This is a genomic window from Saccharopolyspora sp. NPDC050642, from assembly GCF_040654735.1.
Lineage (GTDB): Bacteria > Actinomycetota > Actinomycetes > Mycobacteriales > Pseudonocardiaceae > Saccharopolyspora > Saccharopolyspora elongata.
The window spans coordinates 26,169-45,649 of the sequence record NZ_JBFAIN010000036.1 but is presented as its reverse complement, the minus strand read 5'-3'; the positions used below and the strand labels follow the sequence as shown (position 1 = coordinate 45,649).

At 71.8% G+C, this 19,481-nt stretch carries 17 protein-coding genes and 1 other RNA gene; 2 read left to right on the top strand and 16 right to left on the bottom strand.

The window, feature by feature from the left end; all coding sequences use genetic code 11:
• Positions 1–163 precede the first annotated feature (163 nt).
• The gene (locus AB0H93_RS35490; RefSeq protein WP_358579162.1) at positions 164–910 is read left to right on the top strand and encodes an SDR family oxidoreductase; all 747 of its coding nucleotides are present in this window, start codon (positions 164–166) and stop codon (positions 908–910) included.
• A 96-nt stretch (positions 911–1,006) separates the two neighbouring features.
• On the opposite strand, the gene AB0H93_RS35485 is transcribed toward AB0H93_RS35490, so the two are convergent.
• From AB0H93_RS35485 to AB0H93_RS35430, 12 genes are all read right to left on the bottom strand, one after another.
• Positions 1,007–1,393, bottom strand: a complete 387-nt coding sequence (locus AB0H93_RS35485; protein WP_132488204.1) for a DUF4326 domain-containing protein — start codon at positions 1,391–1,393, stop codon at positions 1,007–1,009.
• Between the two features lie 166 nt (positions 1,394–1,559).
• The gene (gene npdG / locus AB0H93_RS35480; protein WP_358579160.1) at positions 1,560–2,225 is read right to left on the bottom strand and encodes an NADPH-dependent F420 reductase; all 666 of its coding nucleotides are present in this window, start codon (positions 2,223–2,225) and stop codon (positions 1,560–1,562) included.
• 78 nt (positions 2,226–2,303) lie between these two features.
• Positions 2,304–3,767, bottom strand: a complete 1,464-nt coding sequence (locus tag AB0H93_RS35475) for an RNB domain-containing ribonuclease (protein ID WP_358579158.1) — start codon at positions 3,765–3,767, stop codon at positions 2,304–2,306.
• 4 nt (positions 3,768–3,771) lie between these two features.
• Entirely contained in the window at positions 3,772–3,930 is a 159-nt protein-coding gene (locus tag AB0H93_RS35470; RefSeq protein WP_358579156.1) for a hypothetical protein, read from the bottom strand.
• A gap of 97 nt (positions 3,931–4,027) precedes the next feature.
• Positions 4,028–4,486 (bottom strand): hypothetical protein, encoded by a 459-nt coding sequence (locus tag AB0H93_RS35465; protein WP_358579153.1) that lies wholly within the window; start codon positions 4,484–4,486, stop codon positions 4,028–4,030.
• Between the two features lie 43 nt (positions 4,487–4,529).
• Complete coding sequence (locus tag AB0H93_RS35460) at positions 4,530–5,624, bottom strand: C40 family peptidase (RefSeq protein WP_358579151.1); 1,095 nt, start codon at positions 5,622–5,624, stop codon at positions 4,530–4,532.
• A gap of 1 nt (position 5,625) precedes the next feature.
• The gene (locus tag AB0H93_RS35455; RefSeq protein ID WP_358579148.1) at positions 5,626–6,204 is read right to left on the bottom strand and encodes a hypothetical protein; all 579 of its coding nucleotides are present in this window, start codon (positions 6,202–6,204) and stop codon (positions 5,626–5,628) included.
• 103 nt (positions 6,205–6,307) lie between these two features.
• Positions 6,308–8,239: a hypothetical protein gene (locus AB0H93_RS35450; protein WP_358579145.1), complete on the bottom strand. Its 1,932-nt coding sequence runs from the start codon at positions 8,237–8,239 to the stop codon at positions 6,308–6,310.
• Positions 8,236–11,121 carry an ATP-binding protein gene (locus AB0H93_RS35445; protein ID WP_358579142.1) on the bottom strand — a complete coding sequence of 962 codons (2,886 nt, stop codon included), beginning with the start codon at positions 11,119–11,121 and terminating at the stop codon, positions 8,236–8,238. The genes AB0H93_RS35450 and AB0H93_RS35445 overlap by 4 nt, the downstream gene beginning before the upstream one ends.
• Positions 11,096–11,602 carry a hypothetical protein gene (locus AB0H93_RS35440; RefSeq protein ID WP_358579139.1) on the bottom strand — a complete coding sequence of 169 codons (507 nt, stop codon included), beginning with the start codon at positions 11,600–11,602 and terminating at the stop codon, positions 11,096–11,098. Before AB0H93_RS35440 ends, AB0H93_RS35445 begins: the two co-directional genes overlap by 26 nt.
• Positions 11,603–11,608: 6 nt before the next feature.
• Complete coding sequence (locus AB0H93_RS35435; RefSeq protein WP_132488124.1) at positions 11,609–11,902, bottom strand: hypothetical protein; 294 nt, start codon at positions 11,900–11,902, stop codon at positions 11,609–11,611.
• Between the two features lie 548 nt (positions 11,903–12,450).
• Positions 12,451–14,667: a hypothetical protein gene (locus AB0H93_RS35430; RefSeq protein ID WP_358579136.1), complete on the bottom strand. Its 2,217-nt coding sequence runs from the start codon at positions 14,665–14,667 to the stop codon at positions 12,451–12,453.
• A 342-nt stretch (positions 14,668–15,009) separates the two neighbouring features.
• Here AB0H93_RS35430 and rnpB point away from each other — a divergent pair.
• Positions 15,010–15,404: RNase P RNA component class A (rnpB, locus tag AB0H93_RS35425), an RNA gene on the top strand.
• An 80-nt stretch (positions 15,405–15,484) separates the two neighbouring features.
• Here rnpB and AB0H93_RS35420 read toward each other — a convergent pair.
• The 4 genes from AB0H93_RS35420 to AB0H93_RS35405 are packed head-to-tail and all read right to left on the bottom strand — an operon-like array spanning position 15,485 to position 19,448.
• Positions 15,485–16,480, bottom strand: a complete 996-nt coding sequence (locus tag AB0H93_RS35420) for a BadF/BadG/BcrA/BcrD ATPase family protein (protein ID WP_358579246.1) — start codon at positions 16,478–16,480, stop codon at positions 15,485–15,487.
• Complete coding sequence (locus AB0H93_RS35415) at positions 16,477–17,730, bottom strand: 6-phospho-beta-glucosidase (protein ID WP_358579134.1); 1,254 nt, start codon at positions 17,728–17,730, stop codon at positions 16,477–16,479. The genes AB0H93_RS35420 and AB0H93_RS35415 overlap by 4 nt, the downstream gene beginning before the upstream one ends.
• A 6-nt stretch (positions 17,731–17,736) precedes the next feature.
• Entirely contained in the window at positions 17,737–18,561 is an 825-nt protein-coding gene (locus AB0H93_RS35410) for a carbohydrate ABC transporter permease (RefSeq protein WP_093272933.1), read from the bottom strand.
• Positions 18,561–19,448, bottom strand: a complete 888-nt coding sequence (locus AB0H93_RS35405; RefSeq protein WP_245761528.1) for a sugar ABC transporter permease — start codon at positions 19,446–19,448, stop codon at positions 18,561–18,563. Before AB0H93_RS35405 ends, AB0H93_RS35410 begins: the two co-directional genes overlap by 1 nt.
• Positions 19,449–19,481: the final 33 nt, after the last annotated feature.

The following is a 19,481-nucleotide window of genomic DNA, read 5'->3' as shown; positions in this document are numbered from 1 at the left end:
TAGGCCCGGCGAGGCCCCGGTTTCGGTTGAAACCGGGGTTTCCCAGCAAGTGGACGTGCCCGGCGGGTTCCGGCGCAGTTTCAATTGAAACCGCGGGTCGCCGAACCCGGTTCCGGATGGTGGAAGATTTCGGGTTCCGCCGGTGCGGATTAGGGTTCCGGGCATGGATCTCGATCTCTCCGGCCGCTGCTTCCTCGTCACCGGCGCCAGCAAGGGGCTCGGCTTCGCCACCGCCCGCGCGCTCGTCGACGAGGGCGCCGACGTCGTCGTGTCGTCCTCGTCCGAGGACAACACCGCTGCCGCAGTCGACGCGCTCGGCGACCGCGCTCGCGGGCTCGCCGCCGACCTCACCGACCCCGCCGCTCCGCGCCGCCTGATCGACTACGCGCGGGAGCAGTTCGGACGGCTGGACGGCCTGTTCGTCAGCCACGGCGGCCCGCCCGCCGGGCTGCCCAGCGGGCTCGACGACGACACGCTGCGCCGCGGCCTGGAGATCGCCACCATCGCCCCGATCCGGATCGCCCGCGAGGTCGCCGCCGAACTCGGCGACGGCGGTTCGATCGTGGTCCTGACCTCCACCTCCGGCGCGGAGCCGCTGACCGGGCTGGCCAGCTCGAACGTCGCCCGGCCCGCGACGCAGGGCTTCGTGAAGGACCTCGCCAACGAGGTCGGGCCGCGCGGGGTCCGGGTCAACGCGCTGCTGCCCGGCCGCTTCGAGACCGAACGAGCCCGCGAGCTGGCCGCGCAGAACCCGAAGGCCCAGGAGCAGGCCGAGCAGGCGGCGGCGCTGCGCCGGTCCGGCGACCCGGCGGAACTGGCCGCGGTCGCCGCATTCCTGTTGTCCCCCAAGGCTTCCTACGTCACCGGCGCGGCTTGGACGGTGGACGGCGGGCGACGCGCCGAGATGTGATCAGACGACGCTGTGCTCGTCGGCGGCGCTGCGGGCCTGCTCCACGCAGGCCCGCAAACTGCTATACCGATCCAAAACGCTCACGAAGGTGCGCGGTCAGCCCGCGCGCTTGGCGAGCACGTCGGCGTGGCACGGCTTGGGCGCGCACCAGCAGCCCAGCGCACGGCCGTTCAGCACGCCCTCGCGGAGCTCCGCGAGCAGGTTGGGCTGCTCGTCCAGCCACTGCTCGTAGTGCCGGACCATCGCCTCGCGATCGATCTTCGCCTCCTTGAGGAACGGGCTGGCGAACTCCGACTCCGGCCAGTGGTGCCGCGGTCCGGCGTGCCCCACGTAGGTCAGCAGGCCCTGCTCCTCCAGCCACGGCACCAGGTGCTTGTGCGGGCCGTCCTTGCGCACGTTGACCACGATGGTGTGCCCGTCGAGCAGGGCGTCCGCCCGCTCCCGCTCGTCGTCGTTCCAACTGCTCGCCTCGTCCGGCAGCACCACGAACCACCTCCGTCGCTCAGGGTGCCGTGCCCGGCGGCGGGGGACAATTTCGCGCCGCACGACGCCGATCACCCGGAGCCCGCGCAACTCCCCGGGGGGGAATCGCGCCGGCTCCGGGTGATCGAGGCCGATGGTGGTGACGCGCCGTGGGCGCGTCACCCGATCAGACGTCGGTGATGCGGAGGCCCGCGTGCGCCTTGTAGCGGCGGTTGATCGCGATCAGGTTCGCCGTGAGCGCCTCCACCTGGTGGGCGTTGCGCAGGCGCCCGCCGTAGATGCCGCGCACGCCCGGGATCACGTCGGCCAGCTCGCGGACCACGTCGGTGGCCTCGCGGTCGTCGCCGAGCACCAGGACGTCCAGGTCCACGTGGGTCACCGCGAGATCGGCCAAGGTCACCGCGGAGACGTGGTGGAACGCCGCCGTCACCCGGGACTCCGGCAGCAGCTGCTCGGCCTGCTGCGCCGCGCTGCCCTCCGGCACCGGCAGCGCGTACGGCCCCTGCTTGTCGAAGCCGAGCGGGTTGACGCAGTCGATCACGATCTTGCCGGCGAGCTCCGCCTGCAACGACTTCAGCGTCTCCGCGTGGCCCTCCCACGGCAGCGCGGCCAGCACGATGTCCGATGCCGCCGCACAACCCGCGTTGTCCTGGCCGGAGACGTCACCGCCCGCGATCTCGACGATCTCGGCCGCCGCCTGCTGGGCACGCTCGGCGTTGCGCGAGCCGATCACGACCTTCAGGCCCGCCTTCGCCCACCGGATCGCCAGCCCCCGGCCCTGCGCACCGGTGCCGCCCAGCACTCCGACCGTCATCTCCCGCACCTCAGCCACCCTCGGCCCCTTTCGTCGCCATCGACCGTGCGCAATCCACGATCGACCCGAGGAGAGCAATTCGCCACGGGGTGTGGGTCAAGCCACTTCGAACGCGACGTCGCGGCGCACCGGATCGGCCTCCACGAGCCGCACCCGGACCTGCTGGCCCTCGCCGAGGCCGGTGCCGCTGCACCGCGCGATGACCGGCGGATCGGCCACGAACACCTCGCCGGCCGTGCCGTTGGGCACCCGCAGCACCGTCGCGGCGAACTCCTCGCCGACCCGCGACGCCAGCGACCAGGCCTGCGCCTGCGCGATGCAGGCCCGCTCCACCTGCCCGGCCACCCGGTCGGAGCTGCCCATCGCCGAAGGCAGCCCGGCCAGCGCCTCGTGCACCCACTCCGGTACTTCCCGGTCCGATGCCACCGCCAGGCAGACCTCGGCGCTGTAGCGGTCGACCAGTCGCCGCAGCGGGGCCGTGACGTGCGCGTACGAGGCTCCGATGCCCGCGTGGTTGGCCTTGGCCGGCGCCCCGTCGCCGAAGGCGGTGTAGCCGGCGCCGCGAAGCAGGCGGGTCGCCGCCACGTGCACGGCCAGCGCCTCCGGGCGGATCGGGTCGAGCCCGGCGAGCGCGGCCGCGGGCGGCGTGTCCACCGGCCAGTGCACGCCGAGCCGGGTCGCCGACCGGCGCAGCCCGGCCACCGTTTCCGGCTCCGGATCGGGCACCGTGCGCAGCACGCCTATCCCGGCCGACAGCATCATCTCCGCCGCGCACATGCCGGTGAGCAGCGAGATCTCGGCGTTCCACGCCTCGACCACGAGCCGCGGCCGCAACACCAGCCGCCACCCGCCGCCCCCGTCGGATTCCACCTGCTGCTCGGGCAGGCCGAGTTCGATCGCGCCGCGCAGCACCGCCTGCTCCCGGCGCAGCCGCCCGACCTCCGGCAGCAGCTCGATGGACGGATGCGGGACGCCGAGCCGCAGCGAGCGCTGCACCCCGTCGTAGTCCAGCTGCGCGACCGACCGCACCAGCGCCCGCCGGACGTCCACGCGCACCGGCAGACCGTCGGAATCCAGGTCGATCGTCCACAGCACCGCCGCTCGCACCTGATCCGGCAGCAGGCTCGCGGCGTCTTCGGACAGCCGCGTCGGGTGCAGCGGGATGTTGCCGTCCGGCAGGTAGAGCGTCTGCCCGCGCCGCCGCGCCTCCACGTCCAGCGCGCCGCCGGGCACCACGAACGCGGCCACGTCGGCGATCGCGTAGTGGATCCGGTAGCCGCCGTGCCGCCGCCGGACCAGCACCGCCTGGTCGAGGTCCTTCGCGCCGGGCGGATCGACGGTCACCAGCGGGAGGTCGGTGGCGTCCACCCGCGCGCCGGTCGGCACCTGCTGCGCGACGGTCTGCTCCACCTCGGCCAGCGCGGCGGTCGGGTAGTCGACGGGCAACCCCAGTTCGGCGCGGATCGCCGAGAAGTCCGAGCCCAGATCCGGCCTACTTCGGCCGGTCGGTAAGGCGGCGGCAACTCCGGTGCCACCCGGTGAGGTCCCCGCCGCCGCCACGAGCTCAGTCCTCGCTGTTCCAGCGCTGGTCGGCCTCGTCGGCCTCCTTGGTCCGCTCTTCGGCTATCTCGAGCGCGCGAGCCGCGGTCTCCCGGTCCGGGTACGGCCCCAGGCGCTCCGCAGCCCGGCAACCCGCCTTCGGCTCGACCTGCCGATGCGTCAAACAGAAGTACCAACTTCCGCGCCCCATGCATCGAGCCTCGCACGACGGCGCGCACCTGTCACGCGCCAGGCGGCGACACGACCGGTATGTCCCAACCTCACCAGGCCGGCGGGGGCGGCGCCGCCGGAGTCGGCTGCGAGCCGCCGGGAGTCTGCCGCGGGATCGGGTCCAGGCAAGACACCAGCACCTGGTGCGTCTCCGGGTTGTTGATGCGGCGCCCGTCCCGCATCCGGTACTCCAGCTCGCCGTTGTCGTCGACCTCGACGGTGCACCCGACCTCGGCGAGCTGGTCGTCGTCGAGGTCCACCAGCCGCTCGTAGCGGGACGGGACCACCCGGTACACCGGCCACTGCAGGTGCCCGAACGCCTGGTGGAACTCCGCCAGCAGGTTGCTCATCTGGTGCTGCCACGGCAGCGGCATCGCCTCGGCCAGCGATCGCGGCAGCACCGCGTACCCGGCGTCCACGCCGGGCAGGGGCCGGGCCAGGTAGTCCCCGAGCGGAGTGCTCGACGCGGGCGGACCGGACGGCCGCGGAATCGGGTCTGGTGTGAACATGGTCAACCCTTTCCGAAGGTCAGCAGGCCGCCGCCATTCTTACCTACCGCGCACCCCCGGCGGCAGGAGCTTGCACGCCCGTCGACGGCGTGTCGGCAGGCGGTGCAGGCGCGTCGGCAGGCGGAACCGGCGCGGTCGACGGCGGCGCGGTCTGGGCCGCCGGCGGTGGATCGGTGGCCGGGCGCACCACCGTGGGCAGCAGCTGACCGCCGTCCCACAGCTTCGTCACCTCGACCGATTCGCCGGGCTGCGGCGCGTGCAGGACCTCGTTGTCGCCCAGGTAGAGCGCCACGTGGTGGATGCCCTTCGGGTCCCGGCCGTAGCCCCAGAACACCAGGTCACCGGGCTGCGCCTGGGCCAGCGGCACGTGCACGCCGCCCTGGAAGTACTGCGTCTGCGAGTACTTCGGGATCTCCACCCCGGCCGCCTTCCACGCCTGCTGCGTCAGGCCCGAGCAGTCGAAGGAGTTCGGCCCCGCCGCGCCCCACACGTACGGCTTGCCGAGCTGGGTCTGGGCGTACTTGATGGCCTGATCGGCGAGCACTCCCGCGCTGGGCAGGTCGTCGCAGGCGCTGATGCCCTCGACGTCGCCCTCCACGCTCACCAGGTGCGCCGCCATCGGCTCCCACTTGTGGTAGCGCAGCGGGAACGCCGAGCGCTCCACCCGCTGAGCGGCCTCGCCGGGCCGCATCTCCTCCCAGCCGGGCACCTCGAGCAGCACGTCGTAGAACTTGTTGATCTGGTAGTCCACGTCGGTGACCTGCTGCACCGTGCCCCAGCCCATGGACGGCCGCATCTGGAAGATGCCCAGCGAGTCCCGGTCGCCGTGGAACAGGTTCGCCAGGTTCGACTCGGTCTTGCCCGCCTGGATGGCGATCTGCCAGGCCCGCGGCGGCAGGCCGCGCTGCTTGCCGATCTCGATGATGCGCTGGGCGATGCCGACCGACTCGTCGGTGAGCGTCGAGGCGTCCCGCTCCCCGCGCCCCTGACCGTCGCCCCACGGCCCCAGGTCGGCGCTGCAATTCGACCAGCCGGCGCCGCGACCGCCGCTGCCGACCAGCAGTGCGGTCACCGCGCCGACGCCGATCAGACCTGCGAAACCCGCGAGCACGACGACCGCAACCACGAGCTTCCGCATGTCAGCCTTCCTTGTCGTACTGGGCGACTCGCCAACCGGCCGGGGTCTTGTTCACGGTCACCGCCAGCGCGCCGATGTCGGTCGGCAGCCGCACCACCATCGAGCCCGAGGTGGAGCTGACCGCACTGGCCGCGCCGGTGATCACGTTGCCCGCGTTGCTCGGGTCCACCGACGACATCTCGGTGAGGAACTCGTCGGTGGTGTACGGGCGGAGCTTGGCCAGCCACTGCTGGCGGTCGGCGCCGACGGGGTGGTCCACCCACGCCTTGCCCCACTGCTCCACGACGACCAGCCCGGCCGGGTCCGGGGCGACGGGCGTCGGGGCGGCCTGCGGCACCGAGATCGTCGGCGGCGCCTTCGTCCGGGTCGGCGGCGGCACCACCGCCGAGTGCTCGGCGGCCCTGGTGCGGGAGGCGGCCATGTTCGTGCTCGGCGCCGGCTCGGGCAGCAGGTAGCCGACGACCGTGGCCACCGCGGCGAGCGCGACCACCGCGCCCACCAGGTGCTTCGGGGAGCGCAGCGGCCAGCCCCACAACCTGCGGTATACCGCGGCCCGCCCGCGGTGCGTGCGGATCGGCATCAGCTCCCCCTCTTGCGCCAGGTGCCACCTTCGAAGCGGCGAAGCCGCTCGGCCCGCCTACGCAACTCGCACCGCCACGGAAGACGAGCCCGTCGACAATTCCTCAGCCATCTGCGACCTCCAGGCCTCGGGACGGCCGGTAGACCACGTAGACCGGACGTCCGGCCACGACCTCCATCTCCGCTCGGCGCGGTCCCGGCGGCTCCGCCGCTGGGCCGGGCACCGGGGAGCCCGCCGTGCGCGACGGGATCAGCACCGGATCTTCGTCGATCCCATCCCATTTGGCATCCGCCACCGGGTTGGTATCGACGACTCGGCTCGTGCTCCGGGCCTCCGGCAGCGCCGCCGCACCACCCGGTCGGCGCACCGCGCCTCCGATGGGCAGAGCGGCGCTCGCGCCCGACGCGACTGCCGCCGGCGCGTCGCGGTCCAACCGCTGCGCGGTCGCGACCGACATGTGCTGCGCCTCCGGCCGGCTCCGCCAGCGGCCGCGCTGCGGCGTCCCGGATTCCTCGTCGGGATCCATGTCGCGGACCTGGTCCCAGAAGTTGCCGCCCTCTTCGTCCTGCTTGGGGCGCCCGCGGAATCGCGAGAACAAGCCCTGCGGGGCGCGCGGCACGGCGCGGCTGACGGTGCCCACCGACAGCTGGACCATCTGGCCGATCCGCCGCACGGGCTTGGCGACCAGCAGGAACACGATCGTCACCAGTGCGGCCAGCAGGATCTGGGTCAGCGCCGAGAAGTTGCGCAGCGGGTCGAAAACCCAGGTCAGGACGAGGGTGTGCAACCCGGCCAGCGCGGAGATCATCACCACGTTGAGCAATGCCGCGCCGGCGACGCGGCCGATGGTGCGCAACACCTGGTGGTAGATCAACGCCACCAGGCCGATCAGCGGCCCGGCCAGGATCAGCACCCGCAACAGCACTTGGGCGAGCAGGATCGTCGCCTTGGCCAGCAGCTGGAACGCCGCGTAGGAGAAGCCCTGCACCAGCGCCAGCACCCCGGCGCCGACCCGGCTGCCGTCAACGCCCTGGAAGTAGCCGTAGGAGCTGCCCATCTTCCCGGCGACGTCCTTGAACGCCTGCTTCTTCGGCTCCGGAGAGCCTTCATCGGCTCCGGCGTCGGCCTCCTGCCTGCTCCACGCCTGGGCCCGCAGCAGTTCCCGGCCGAGTTCCTTGGCCTGAGGCGAATCGGGCGAGCCGAATTCTCCGCGCAGCCAGTTGCGGTAGACGACCTGGTCGTGCAGCAGGGTGGGCAGCGCATGCCGCTCATCGACACCGACTTCCCGGAGGAACCCGGCCTGCACCGCCGACGTCCCCTTGATCACCACGTCGTCCAGCGCGTGCGTGTAGACCAGCGGGGTCAAGTAGGTCGCGGAGGCGAACCAGAGCCCGGCCAGCGCCCACATGCCGCGCTTGCCGATGGAGGCCAGGTCGCCCGACCAGATGTAGCGGAACAGCACTATCGCCAGCACCAGCGCGACCAGCCCGAACCACGGGGTGAACACGCTGTCGTAGAGCGCGACGGTGCCGGTGGCGATGACGTCGTCCAGCGGGGTCATCAGGTCGCGGTCGAGCAGCGCGTAGTGCAGGCCGTTGGTGGCGCCGACGAGGTTCTTGGCGATGTTGAACATCTCGTTGCCGAGCCACGTGTCGACCAGCGCGTTCGGGTTCGTCACGCCCTGCGGGCCGCAGCCGAGGTCGTAGGTGTGCCAGACCAGCCCTGCGTAGCCGACCTCGTTGTAGGCACTGCCCGGATACCCGGTGCCAAGTGAGCCCGGGTCCAGCGCGCCGACCATGCCCGAGCCGGGGCGCTCCGGGTTCGGCGCTTCCTTGCAGTCCAGGCCCTGACCCCAGGCCGGGGCCCCGATCAGCGCCTGGATGGCGATCAGCCCGGCGACGAGCGCGAACGCGCGGCGCTTCGAAACTCCCGCGGCGAGCCGCTCACGCCGCTTCCGGTGGCGGCGGAACAGCACCGCGACCACCAGCGCGAACAGCGCGGTCGCGAGCGCAGCGCCGCTGATCTGGCCGTTCACCGCGCGTCTTCCCCACCCCGCTCGCCCGGGCGGCCGGTCGAGCGCTCGCTGCCGTCCTCGGCGTAGCCGATGCCGACCGTTTCGAGCTCGAACTCGTCGAACGATTCGTAGTCGTCCGGGTATTCGTCGCCCGACCCCAGCGCGGGGACGCCGGAGTCGGAGTTCGCCCCGTCGGCGGCGGGCGCCAGGGACCGGTGCTCGGCGTAGTCCTCGGCGGCCGGCGTGGTGTCCAGCGCGTCGCGCAGGTGCTCCAGGTGGGGGCCGGAGAAGTCGATGCGGATCTTCTCCACGCCGCCGGCGCCGTCGCCGAAGATGAACTGGCGCGGCGAGCGGTCGCGCTCGGTGGCGTTGCGGGCCGGGCCAGGCCGGCGGCCGAGCGCCGCCACCACCTGCTCGTACCCGGCGCCGACCGGCACCTTGAGCAGCCGCAGCGCGTCGGCCTGCGCCTGCTCGTCGTCCAGCCGGCCGATGAACACCGAGTCCAGCAGCGACACGAAGCCCTGGATGCGCAGGAAGTCGGCCGGGATCTGGCTGGACAGCAGGACCCGGACGTTCCACTTCCGGGAGTCGCGGGCGAACCGGTTCATCAGCACGCGGCCGGTCGGCACCTCGGAGAGGAAGAACGCCTCGTCGATCCACACGCCCTTGCGCTCGTTCTTGGGCCGCTCGTAGATCGACCGCTGCGTCAGCCAGGCGGCCAGGTTGAGCATCTCGACGCCGAGCGCCTCCGCGTCGGTCCAGTGCTCCCGGCCGACGCCGTCCTTCGGCAGCGTCAGGCCGGCCATGGTCAGCACCGTGAGCCGGTCCTCGCGCCGCTCCGAGTACGGGTCGGCGTTGACCTCGGGGATCAGCAGCGACATCCGTTCCCGGATCTCGTCGAGGAAGTCGGCCACCACCACCGCGTGCTCGTGGTGCTCGCTCGCGTCGCGGCGCAGCGCCTCGAAGACCATGCCCGGGTGGGCGTCCGGCCGCCCGCCGACGGCGCGGACCGCGCGCAGCAGCACGATCCGGGTCTGCGGCAGCCTCGCCACCTCGTACGGCAGCAGGCCGGTCAGCACGTCGAGCACCAGGCGGCGCCGGGTGGCCGCGGCCAGCGCGCGTTCGCGGCGCCAGCTGCGTTCCGGATCCTCCTCGTCGACGAAGTGCTCCAGGTCCGGTTCGGCCACCACCCGGTACGGGTTGAGGATGCCGGGCTGGGCGTTGAGCAGGTTGATCGGCCGGGCGTAGGGCCGCAGCTCGGGCAGCGTGCACAGCTCCGCGAGCGGGCCGGACGGGTCCAGCAGCGTCCAGTGCGCGCCGGAGCGCAGCGTCTTGTAGACGATTCCGCCGCCCAGGAAGGACTTCCCGCCGCCGAGCCCGGCGACCATCGCGGTCAGGCCGGAGGCGTCGCGGATCTCCTGCGCCATCCACGGGTCCCAGGCCACCGGGCGCCGGGTCGCGGTGCAGGTCTCGCCGAGCAGGGCGCCGCGCCGGTCGCCGACCTCCGCGGTCGCCTGCGGCACCGCGGACGCCGCCCAGACCACCGAGCCGCGGCGCAGGTAGGCGCTGTTGGCCAGTGGCTCGCCCGGGATGAACTCGCGCGCCATCGCGTACTGCGCTTCGGGGTGCTCTATGCCGATCTTGGGCTTGTAGAGGTCGAGGATCTGCTGCGCCAGCCGCAGCGCGTCCCGCTCGGTGGGACCGGACACCGCCAGCCGCCACCAGGACTTGACGCGGGTGGCCAGCGCGGTGAAGCCGGAGGTCATCTCGTCGTCGACCTCGAGCACCCGGCCCGCCTGCCGGGCCAGCGAGGTCGGCGGCTCCAGGCCGTGCTCCTCGGTGTAGTGCCGGACCTGGGAGCGCACCTTGTTCATCTGCCGCTGCAGCTCGCCGCCGACGTCCTCGGGGCGGCGCACGTAGATCCGCGCGGACCACTCGACCGGCGCGGGCAGCCGGTCGGAGTGCTGCACCCACGGGTCGTCGATCTCCGGGATCTGCAGGCCGTGCGTCTGCCCGACGGTGAGCACCGCGAGGTGGCGGGTGACGCCCGCGTTCGAGCCGGTGCGGCCGCGCACGGTCACCGTCGGCGCGTACGGGTCCTGGTGCATGTCGGAGGCGTCGGTGAAGGACGCGAGGTCTTCGGGTTCCCACGGCGCGCCGGGCACCGCGGGCAGGTTGCGGGGCGCGGGCAGTCCCAGCGAGCACGAGCGGTGCATCAGCCAGGAGATCTCCTCGGCGGTCACCGGGCGCCCGTCCAGCCCGGCCGAGCCGATCACCTGGTCCAGGTGCTCGACCTCGCTGTCCAGCGCGACGAGTTCGGCGTCCACCGCCTCCGGGAACACCCGGCGCAGCAGCGGCGCGGCGCGCTCCACGGCACGGTCCACCACGTTGCGGGTCTGCACCTGGACTCCCAGGTAGACCTCTTTCTCCGCCATCGAGCGGCCCATCAGCTGCTGCTGCTCGCCGACCATGTAGTCGTCGAAGGACAGCGCGCCGGGCGTGTCCGGCAGCGGGTAGCGCGAGTTGTGCACGTGCGCCTCGGCCCACATCCGGATCGGGTACGGCCGGTTGGTCACGCGCAGGTGCATCCAGCGGCCCTGCAGCTCGGCGTACTGACCGGCGATCGCCGCGATCAGGTCCTGGCGCTGCGAGTCGGAGCGGAAGGACCAGCGCTGCGGCGAGAGCCGGTACCAGGCGAACACGTCCTGACCGGTGCGCAGCAGGTGGCCGTCGATGGACCGCGCGGCGATCGACGGCGTGTAGTTCGGGATCGACTGCTCGTCGCCGGGCCCGCGGCCGCGTTTGCCCGGCTTGCCCTTCGCGCTGCGGACCTTGCCGTTCGAGCCGCGGGGACCCGGAACCTGGTGCGTGTTGCGCTCACGGCCTGGCCGGCGACCGAACACCGCGAACCTCCTTGCTACGCGTGCGCCTGCTGGGAACCGTGCTGCGGGCGGCCGGCTGCTGCCTGGGCCGGGCGGGCCGCTGCTGCGGCACCGGGCGTCCCCGCTTGGACTTCTTGGGCCGAGGCCGCTGCGTCCGCACCTTGATCCGGGCGGCGCTGGCGGCTCCGCCCGTGCCGGACGTCTTCTCCCGGGGTGCGGTGAGTTCGCGCAGCCACATCACCAGCACCGCGCCCAGCGGTCGTTCGTGCCCGATCCGGGAGCAGATGATCCGGGTCATGACGATCGTGATGATCACGGCCCACGCGGTGGAGAAGAAGTCGAAGCCGATGTTCATCCGGCGTTCCACGGCGAGCACGAGCAGGAACACCACGAGGCCCACGCCCCAGGCGACGTAGCGGGCGCGCCACGGGAAGGTCGCCTTGGGCGGGCCGAGCCAGACCGCGTCGACCCGGTAGATCTCGTCGTCGGTCCGTATTCGCACGCCGGATCACCCGCCGGTGGTGCTGAACAGGCCCGCGATGAACGTGCCGATGTTCACGCCCGCCCCGTTCACCGCCAGGCCGATGATCGCGAGCGCGACGATCACCCCGCCGACGCGGCGCATGACGCCCGCGTTGTCGCCCTTGCCGCCGCCCAGCCAAAGCAGCAGGACCGCGACGGTGAGCAGCAGGAGCGGCAGCAGGTTCTCGAGGATCCAGCTCTGAATGCCTCCGGTGCCCACCTGCGTCTGCTGTGCCAGTACGTCCAGTTGCGCCAGTGTTTCCAGCGGCATGGCGGTCATCTCTTTACCCCTGATTGCGCGGAGTGTCGTCGGGTCGGTACCTCAGCCCGCCGGGCCCGGCCCGGCACGCAGGTACGAGTAGAACATGACATGGTCACCAGAAGTAGTGGTTGCGAGTTCTGGTGTGGCGGAAACGGTGTCGCGGAGCCCTCGCCGTCACGCCGCGAATAGGCCGTTCGGGCAGGCCGCTTTCGGCAGATCACCGGGAAAAGGACGCCCACCAGGCCGGTTCTGGTCTGGATTCGTGTGGCTGTTCACCCGCTTGCGAGCCCCTTCGTAACACACCGTGCATGACTTCGGTGAGCCAGTGGATTTCCGCACATCGCGTCATGATGCACCCGACCGGATCACGCGAATGTGAAGCCGCGGAGCCGGATCGAAACAAGGTGATCTTGACGCGCCAACTCAGGGTAGCGGTTCGGGTACAGCGCCCGACGGGCAGGGCGGCCGCTGCGACCCGGCAGGATTGTGCACTGTGGACGCTCCACCGGCCGGAATGCCGAAACGCCCCGGCCACGACGGCCGGGGCGTTGGCATCCGCGAGTCCGCTACTGGCTCACCCAGTAGGCGTAGGACTGGTAATCCGGGTACGGGCCGAGGAAATCCTGCAACGGGCCCAGTTCGACGGTCAGCGTCGAGTCGGTGACCAGTGCGGCCGGGATCGCGAAGGTGCTCTCGACCCAGCCGCGCGGGTCCGCATCGAAGTTCCAGACGCCCGCGACCTCCCCGTTCACCGAGACCTGGACGGCGCGGGAACCGGTCGGTTCGGCCCCGAGCGGCTCGGTCGCGTCGACGCGGCCGGTGATCGTCACCGCGCGGCCGGGGATCAGGTCGTGGAAGGCGAAGGTCTCGCCGCCGACGACGTGCCGGCCGCTGTCGACGACGTCGCCGCCGTCGGGCCCGGTGACCGTCTTGACGTGGGTGCGCGGCTGGAAGCCCTGGTGCGCCGGGACGACCTGGTAGTCGTGCCGCTCCTCGTCGCGCAGGTCGGCGACGTTGAGCCGGTCGCGGATCTGCCCGTCGGCGGCCAGCAGCGGCTGGTCGCCGGAGCCCAGCGCGTTCCAGTCGGCCTGGTAGATGGTCACCTTGGTGCAGGTCCGCGCGGCCTGGCAGGCCGACATCCCGCCGAGCGTGGTGTGCGAGAACGTCGGCGACTTCAGCTCGAAGGTGATCAGCTCGCGGCCGAACAGGCCGGCCTCGCCGAGGCCGTGCACGCCCCACGAGTCGAAGATGGCGAAGTAGTCCGGCCGCCGGTCTTCCGGCAGGTACCGCAGTTCCTCGTAGAGGCTGCCGGCGCCGTGCAGGTTCGGGGTGGCGAACCCGGTGGTGGCCAGCCCGATCAGGTCGACCACGTAGCGGTCCGAGAGGTAGGTGATGGCGCCGACGTCGTTGACCGCGACGTTCGCCCCGCGCGGCAGGTGCCCCTTGATCCAGTGGGCGATGCTCACCTGCTGGTCCCGGATGCCGGCCGCCTGCTGGGCCTGCCGCAGGCTCCACGCGGGCAGCTGGGAGACCGTGAACAGCAGCGCCAGCACGACACCGCCGGCCAGCACGGAGCGCCGCGCGCCGCCGGTGAACAGCTGGGCCGCGGCGTGGATGCCGACGACGGCGAACAGCAGCAGGATCGGCATCAGCGGCTGCACGTAGCGCATGTGGTGGACGTCGGCGAATTCCAGCGTCGACACCGAGGCCAGCACCAGCACGACGCCGATCCCGGCGGCCAGCGCCAGGCCGCGCCACTGCGGGGACCGCCGGAACAGGCCGATCACGCCGATCACCGCGAGCAGCAGCGCACCCGGGAAGACGTAGTCCTGAGTGGACAGTCCCGAGAAGGCGGTCAGGAAGGTGCGGAAGTTGCTGAGCACCTTGTCCGCGACTTCCAGCGGGTACACCGCGGGCATGTGCAGCAACGACTTGGCGAGCACGCCGTTCTGCTCCGCCGAACCCGTCACCGCCCAGTAGAACGCGTAGAGCCCGGCGGCGGCGTAGACCGGCAGGCCGATCCAGGCGATCCGCCCGATCACGCGCGGCCAGGCGGCGCGGGTGCCGCGGGCGTGCGCGATCACGTGCCAGATCATCGCCAGGCTGAGCACGCCGGCGAACAGCAGCGCCTCGGTCCGGGTCAGCGCGGCCACCACCGCGACCAGCGGCGTCCACAGGAACCGGTTCGTCGCGCGCTCGGCGGTGAACACCAGCAGCAGCGCGACGAGCAGGAGGGCGACGAACGCGATCTCCATGCCGCTGGTGGCGCCCCAGGCGAGCGGGCCGCTCAGCGCGACGAGCAGCCCGGCCCAGATCCCGACCTGGCGGCCGGCCAGCCGGGTGCCGAGCCGGTAGGTGAGCGCGGCGGTCAGCGCCATGCACAACGCGCCGAACAGCATCGCGAACGGCAGGAAGGCCCCGCCCTGCAAGCCCAGCGCGTAGGCACCGCCGAGGATCAGCACGTAGAGCAGGCTGCTCGCGCCGGTGCTGATCGGGTCGCCGGTGTTGTACTGCAGGAAGTGCCCGGTGCCGATCTGCCGCGCGTACTGCAGGTGGATGTACGCGTCGTCGACGGGCGGGATGAAGTGCCACTGGTTGTAGGCCAGGTTGACCACCAGGAACAGCACGGTGACGAGTAACGACAGCCCGCCGATGAGCCACGCGGCGGCGTCCCGCAAGGGCCGACCGGCCGGTCGGGTGGTCGTCCCGGCCGCGGCTTCGGCGGGTGACTCGGCTGGTATCTCGTCGTGTTCGTCGGCGCTGGGCGCCACGAATCTCGTCATGCTCGCTCCGAACGGTGGATCAGCGCGTTCCGATTTCGACGCGCGAGAAGAAAGGAGGACGCCGGCTGGCGGCGCGAAGCGGGGCGCGGCGACTGCGGACTCCCGAGAAACCGATGCCGGACCGGCACCGGTCGCCCCGACCTCAAGAACCCAACGCCGTCACCCTCCGCAACTGAACGCACACGCTGGGAAACTTCGCAAAACGCCCATCGCGTGCACGCAGAGGTTAGCCCTCCCGGGGGATCCGCCGATTTCCGGGTCGATCTTGTGCCGCGGCGTCCGGCTCCGCGTCGACCACCTGCGCGGAAAGCCCTCCGGACCCTCTAGACTCGAACGCGCGGATGAGTCGGCCGGGTGACCGCGGCGGGAGCGATCTCGTCGAGGAAAGTCCGGACTCCACAGAGCAGGGTGGTTGCTAACGGCAACCCGGGGCGACCCGCGGGACAGTGCCACAGAGAACAGACCGCCCGGCGTTTTCGCCGGGTAAGGGTGAAACGGTGGTGTAAGAGACCACCAGCACCCCGGGTGACCGGGGTGGCTCGGTAAACCCCACCCGGAGCAAGGTCAAGAGGACGCCTTCGCGGCGTCTGCGCGGACGTTCGAGGGCTGCTCGCCCCATGTTCGCGGGTAGACCGCACCGAGCTTGCCGGCGACGGCAGGCCCAGATGGATGGTCACCGACCGGGCCGGCCGCAAGGCTCCCGAGAACAGAATCCGGCTTACAGGCCGGCTCATCCGCCACAGCCCGTCCGAGGGCCCGTCTTCCGCGGCATCCGGTGGGTCCGCAGTTTCAATTGAAACTGCGGACCCACTGGTGCTCAGGCACCTTCGCCGACTGGCCGGGGCTCGGCCCGGGCCAGCCTGCGCAGGGCGGCCGGGTCCGCGCCGATCCGGTCGAGGCCGAGCAATCCCGCGCCGATCACCGGCGGCGCCTCGACGACGCGGACCTCCACCTCCGGCGAGACCTTCGCGCAGCGCCGCGTGATGTCCGGCAGCAGCCGCCGCCCGGCCCCGGCGAGCACCCCGCCGCCGAGGACCACCGCCGCGGGCCCGTCGAGCAGTCCGAGGCGGCGCAGCGTCACGGTGGCGAGCAGCCCGATCTCCTCGGCGAGCCGGTCGAGCAGCTCGCAGGCGATCGCGTCGCCGCCCTCGGCGACCTCGAAAAGCACCGGGCACAGCCCGTGCAGCGCGGTCGCGGGCAGTTCGTCGAAGTGCAGCGCCTCGACGACCTCCGCCGCGGTGCGCGCCCCGAAGTGGGCCAGCACCGCGGGCAGCAGCTCGGTCGGTGCGCCGCGACCGTCTTCGGCGCGCACCGCCCACCACAGCGCCTCCTGCCCGAGGAACGCACCGCCGCCCCAGTCGCCGGAGATCCGGCCGATCGCCGGGAACCGGGAGGTCCGGCCGTCGGGCGCGACCCCGACGGCGTTGATCCCGGCACCGCAGACGACCGCGACGCCGACGCCGTCGTCGGTGCCGGCGCGCAGCAGCGCGAAGGTGTCGTTGTCCACCGTCGCCGAGTCGGACCAGCCGCGTTCTTCGATCGCCCGGCGGAGTTCGAGCTCCTCCCGGGGCAGATCGGCCCCGGCCAGGCACGCCGCGGTGTGCACCGCGAAGGGCTCTGCGGTCGGCAACCCGGCCAGGGCGGCGGCCCGTCGCGCCAGGTCCGCGAGGCTGTCCAGGCACCGCCGCACGCCGACGTGCTGGGGCGATGCGCCGGGCCCGCGCACGGCGGCCAGCACCGAACCGTCGGCGGCGACGAGCAGCACGTCGGTCTTGCTGTTGCCGCCGTCGATGGCCAGCACCGCGGGCTTCATCGGGCCCACGGCAGGAACGGTGCGTTGCGCCGGACGAGTTCGTCCGCCAGCTCGTCGGCGACGGCGTGCTGGCCGATCAGCGGGTGCGCGAGCAGCGCGTCGGCGACCCGGTCGCGGCCGCCGCGCAACGCGGCGTCCAAGGCCAGCTGCTCGTACCCGGCGACGTGGCCGATCAGCCCCGCCAGCGCGGGCTCCACCGGCCGCACCGGCAGCGGCCCGGCCCCCCTGGAGTCCACAGTGGAGTTCGTTTCGACGACCATGTCGTCCGGCAGGAACGGAAGCGCGCCGTCGTTGCGCACGTTCACCACGTGTTCCGCCGGGCCGCCCGCGGTCAGGGCGTGCACCAGCTGCACCGCGGCCTCCGAGTAGTAGGCCCCGCCGCGCTTCGTCAGCTCCTCCGGCTTCCGCGTCACCGACGGGTCCGCGTACCGCTTGAGGAGATCGCGTTCGACGTCGGCGACCACTGCCGCGCGGGGCGGGGATTTGCGTTGCTGCGCCAGCACTTCGTCGTGGGCGTAGAAGTACTTCAGGTAGTAGGACGGCACCATGCCGAGCCGTCGCATCAGGCCGGGTGGCAGGCCGATGTGCCCGGCCAGCGCGTCGGCGTGCTCGGCCAGCAGCTCAGGCAGGACGTCGCGGCCGTCGACGCGGACCCCGCGCACCCAGGTGAGGTGGTTCAGGCCGGTGTGCTCCAGCCGGACGGCGTCGGGCGTGACGTCGAGCAGCTGCGCGATCCAGCGGCTGAAGGTGATCGCCACGTTGCACAGCCCGACCGCGCGATGCCCCTCCGCCAGCAGGGCGCGGGTGACGATGCCGACCGGGTTGGTGAAGTTGACGATCCAGGCGTCCGGCGCGACGGCCCGCACGTGCTCGGCGATGTCCAGCACCACCGGGACGGTCCGCAGCGCCTTCGCGAGGCCGCCGGCCCCGGTGGTCTCCTGCCCGATGCAGCCGCAGTCCAGCGGGAACGTCTCGTCCCCGAAGCGCGCCTCCTGGCCGCCGACGCGCAGCTGCAACAGCACGGCCGACGCCCCGCTGGCGGCTTCCACGACGTCCGGCGTGGTGCGCAGCCGCGCCGGGTGGCCCGCCTCCTGCAGCAGCCGGCGGCAGAACGCGGCGACGACCTCCAGCCGCTCCGCGTCCGGATCGACCAGCACGATCTCGTCGATGGCCGGCTCCCGCCGGACCGCGAGACCGTCGATGAGTTCGGGCGTGTAGGTGGAACCGCCGCCCACCACGGTCAGTTTCATCGCTGGCTACCCCTTGACTCCGGTGAAGGTGATACCGCGGACGAAGGCTCGTTGTGCGAACAGGAAGAGCACGATGACCGGCAGCATCACCAGCACGGTCGCGGCCATCGTCAGGTTCCACTCCACCCGGTGCATGCCGCGGAACGACGCCAGCCCCACCGACAGCGTCCAGGACTGCTGGCTCTCGCCGGCGTAGAGCAGCGGGCCGAAGAAGTCGTTCCAGGTGTAGAGGAAGCAGAACAGCGCCGCCGCGGCGATGCCGGGCCGCGCCATCGGCAGCACGACCCGCAGCATCGCGGTGAACTCGGAACAGCCGTCCACCTTCGCGGCGTCCACATAGGACTGCGGGATGGTCAGGAAGAACTGGCGCAGCAGGAAGATGCTGAACGCGTCGCCGAACAGGTACGGGATGATCAGCGGCCAGATCGTGCCGGTGAGCTCGAAGCGGGTCCACACGATGTACAGCGGCACCGCGGTGACCTGCGGCGGCAGCATCATGGCCGCGATCACCAGCACGAACGCGGCGTTGCGGCCCCGCCAGCGCAGCTTCGCCAGCGCATAGGCCACCGGGATGCTGGAGATCAGCATGAAAGCCGTGGCCAGCACCGAGTAGAGCAGGCTGTTGGCCAGGTACTGCAGCATCGGCGCCTTGGTGAAGACCTCGCCGAAGTTCTCCCAGTGCCACTCCCTCGGCCACAGGTCGGCGGTGAGCGCCTGCTGATCGGACATCGCCGCGGTGAGGAACACGAAGACCAGCGGCAGCAAGAACATCAGCCCGAGCGCGATCCCAACGCTGTGCACCGCAACCCAGTACAACCGCCCGTGCGACATCAGCCCACCTCCTCGGCGTTGGTGCCGCCGCGCATCCGGCGGATGAGCAACGCGGTGAAACCGAGGGAGAACACGAACAGCACGACCGCCATCGCCGCCGCGTAACCCATGTTGTAGTAGTGGAATCCCTGCTGGTAGAGCCAGGCCGGGAAGGTCAGCGTCGCGTTGTCCGGGTAGCCCAGGACCTTGCTGCTGCCCACCACCTCCGCCTGCCCGGACGCCACCGAACCGGCGACCACGGCCTGGGTGAAGTACTGCAGCGCGAAGATGATCGAGTTGACCACGCCGAACAGCAGCACCGGCGCGATCGACGGCAGCGTGATGTGCCAGAACCGGCGGGCCGGGCCCGCGCCGTCCAGCGCCGCCGCCTCGTGCAGCTCCTGCGGCACGTCCAGCAGCGCGGCCAGCATGATGATCATCAGCTCGCCGCTGCCCCACAGCGTGAGCAGCGTCAGGGCGGGCTTGGCCCACGCCGGGTCGTTGAACCACAGCGGTCCGTCGATGCCCAGCAGCCCCAGCAACCCGTTCACCGGCCCGGTGCCGGGGTTGAACAGGAAGGTGAAGGCCAGCGTGGCCGCCACCGGCGGCGCGAGCGCGGGCAGGTAGCAGAGGGTGCGCAGCAGCCCGACGCCGCTGCGCACCCGGGCGAGAACGGCGGCGACGCCGAGCGCGAACACCACGCGCAGCACCGTGAGGACCACGACCAGCCAGATCGTGTTCACCGCGGCGATGCGCACCACCGGGTCTCCGAAGAGCAGGTACGCGTAGTTGCGCAGCCCTACCCATTCCGGCGGGGTCAGCAGGTCGTAGCCGGTGAACGAGAAGAACACCGTGGCCAGCAGCGGATACGCGAAGAAGCAGCTGAACCCGATGATCCACGGAGCCATGAAGCCCAGCACCCGCAGGCGGTTGCGCGCCGT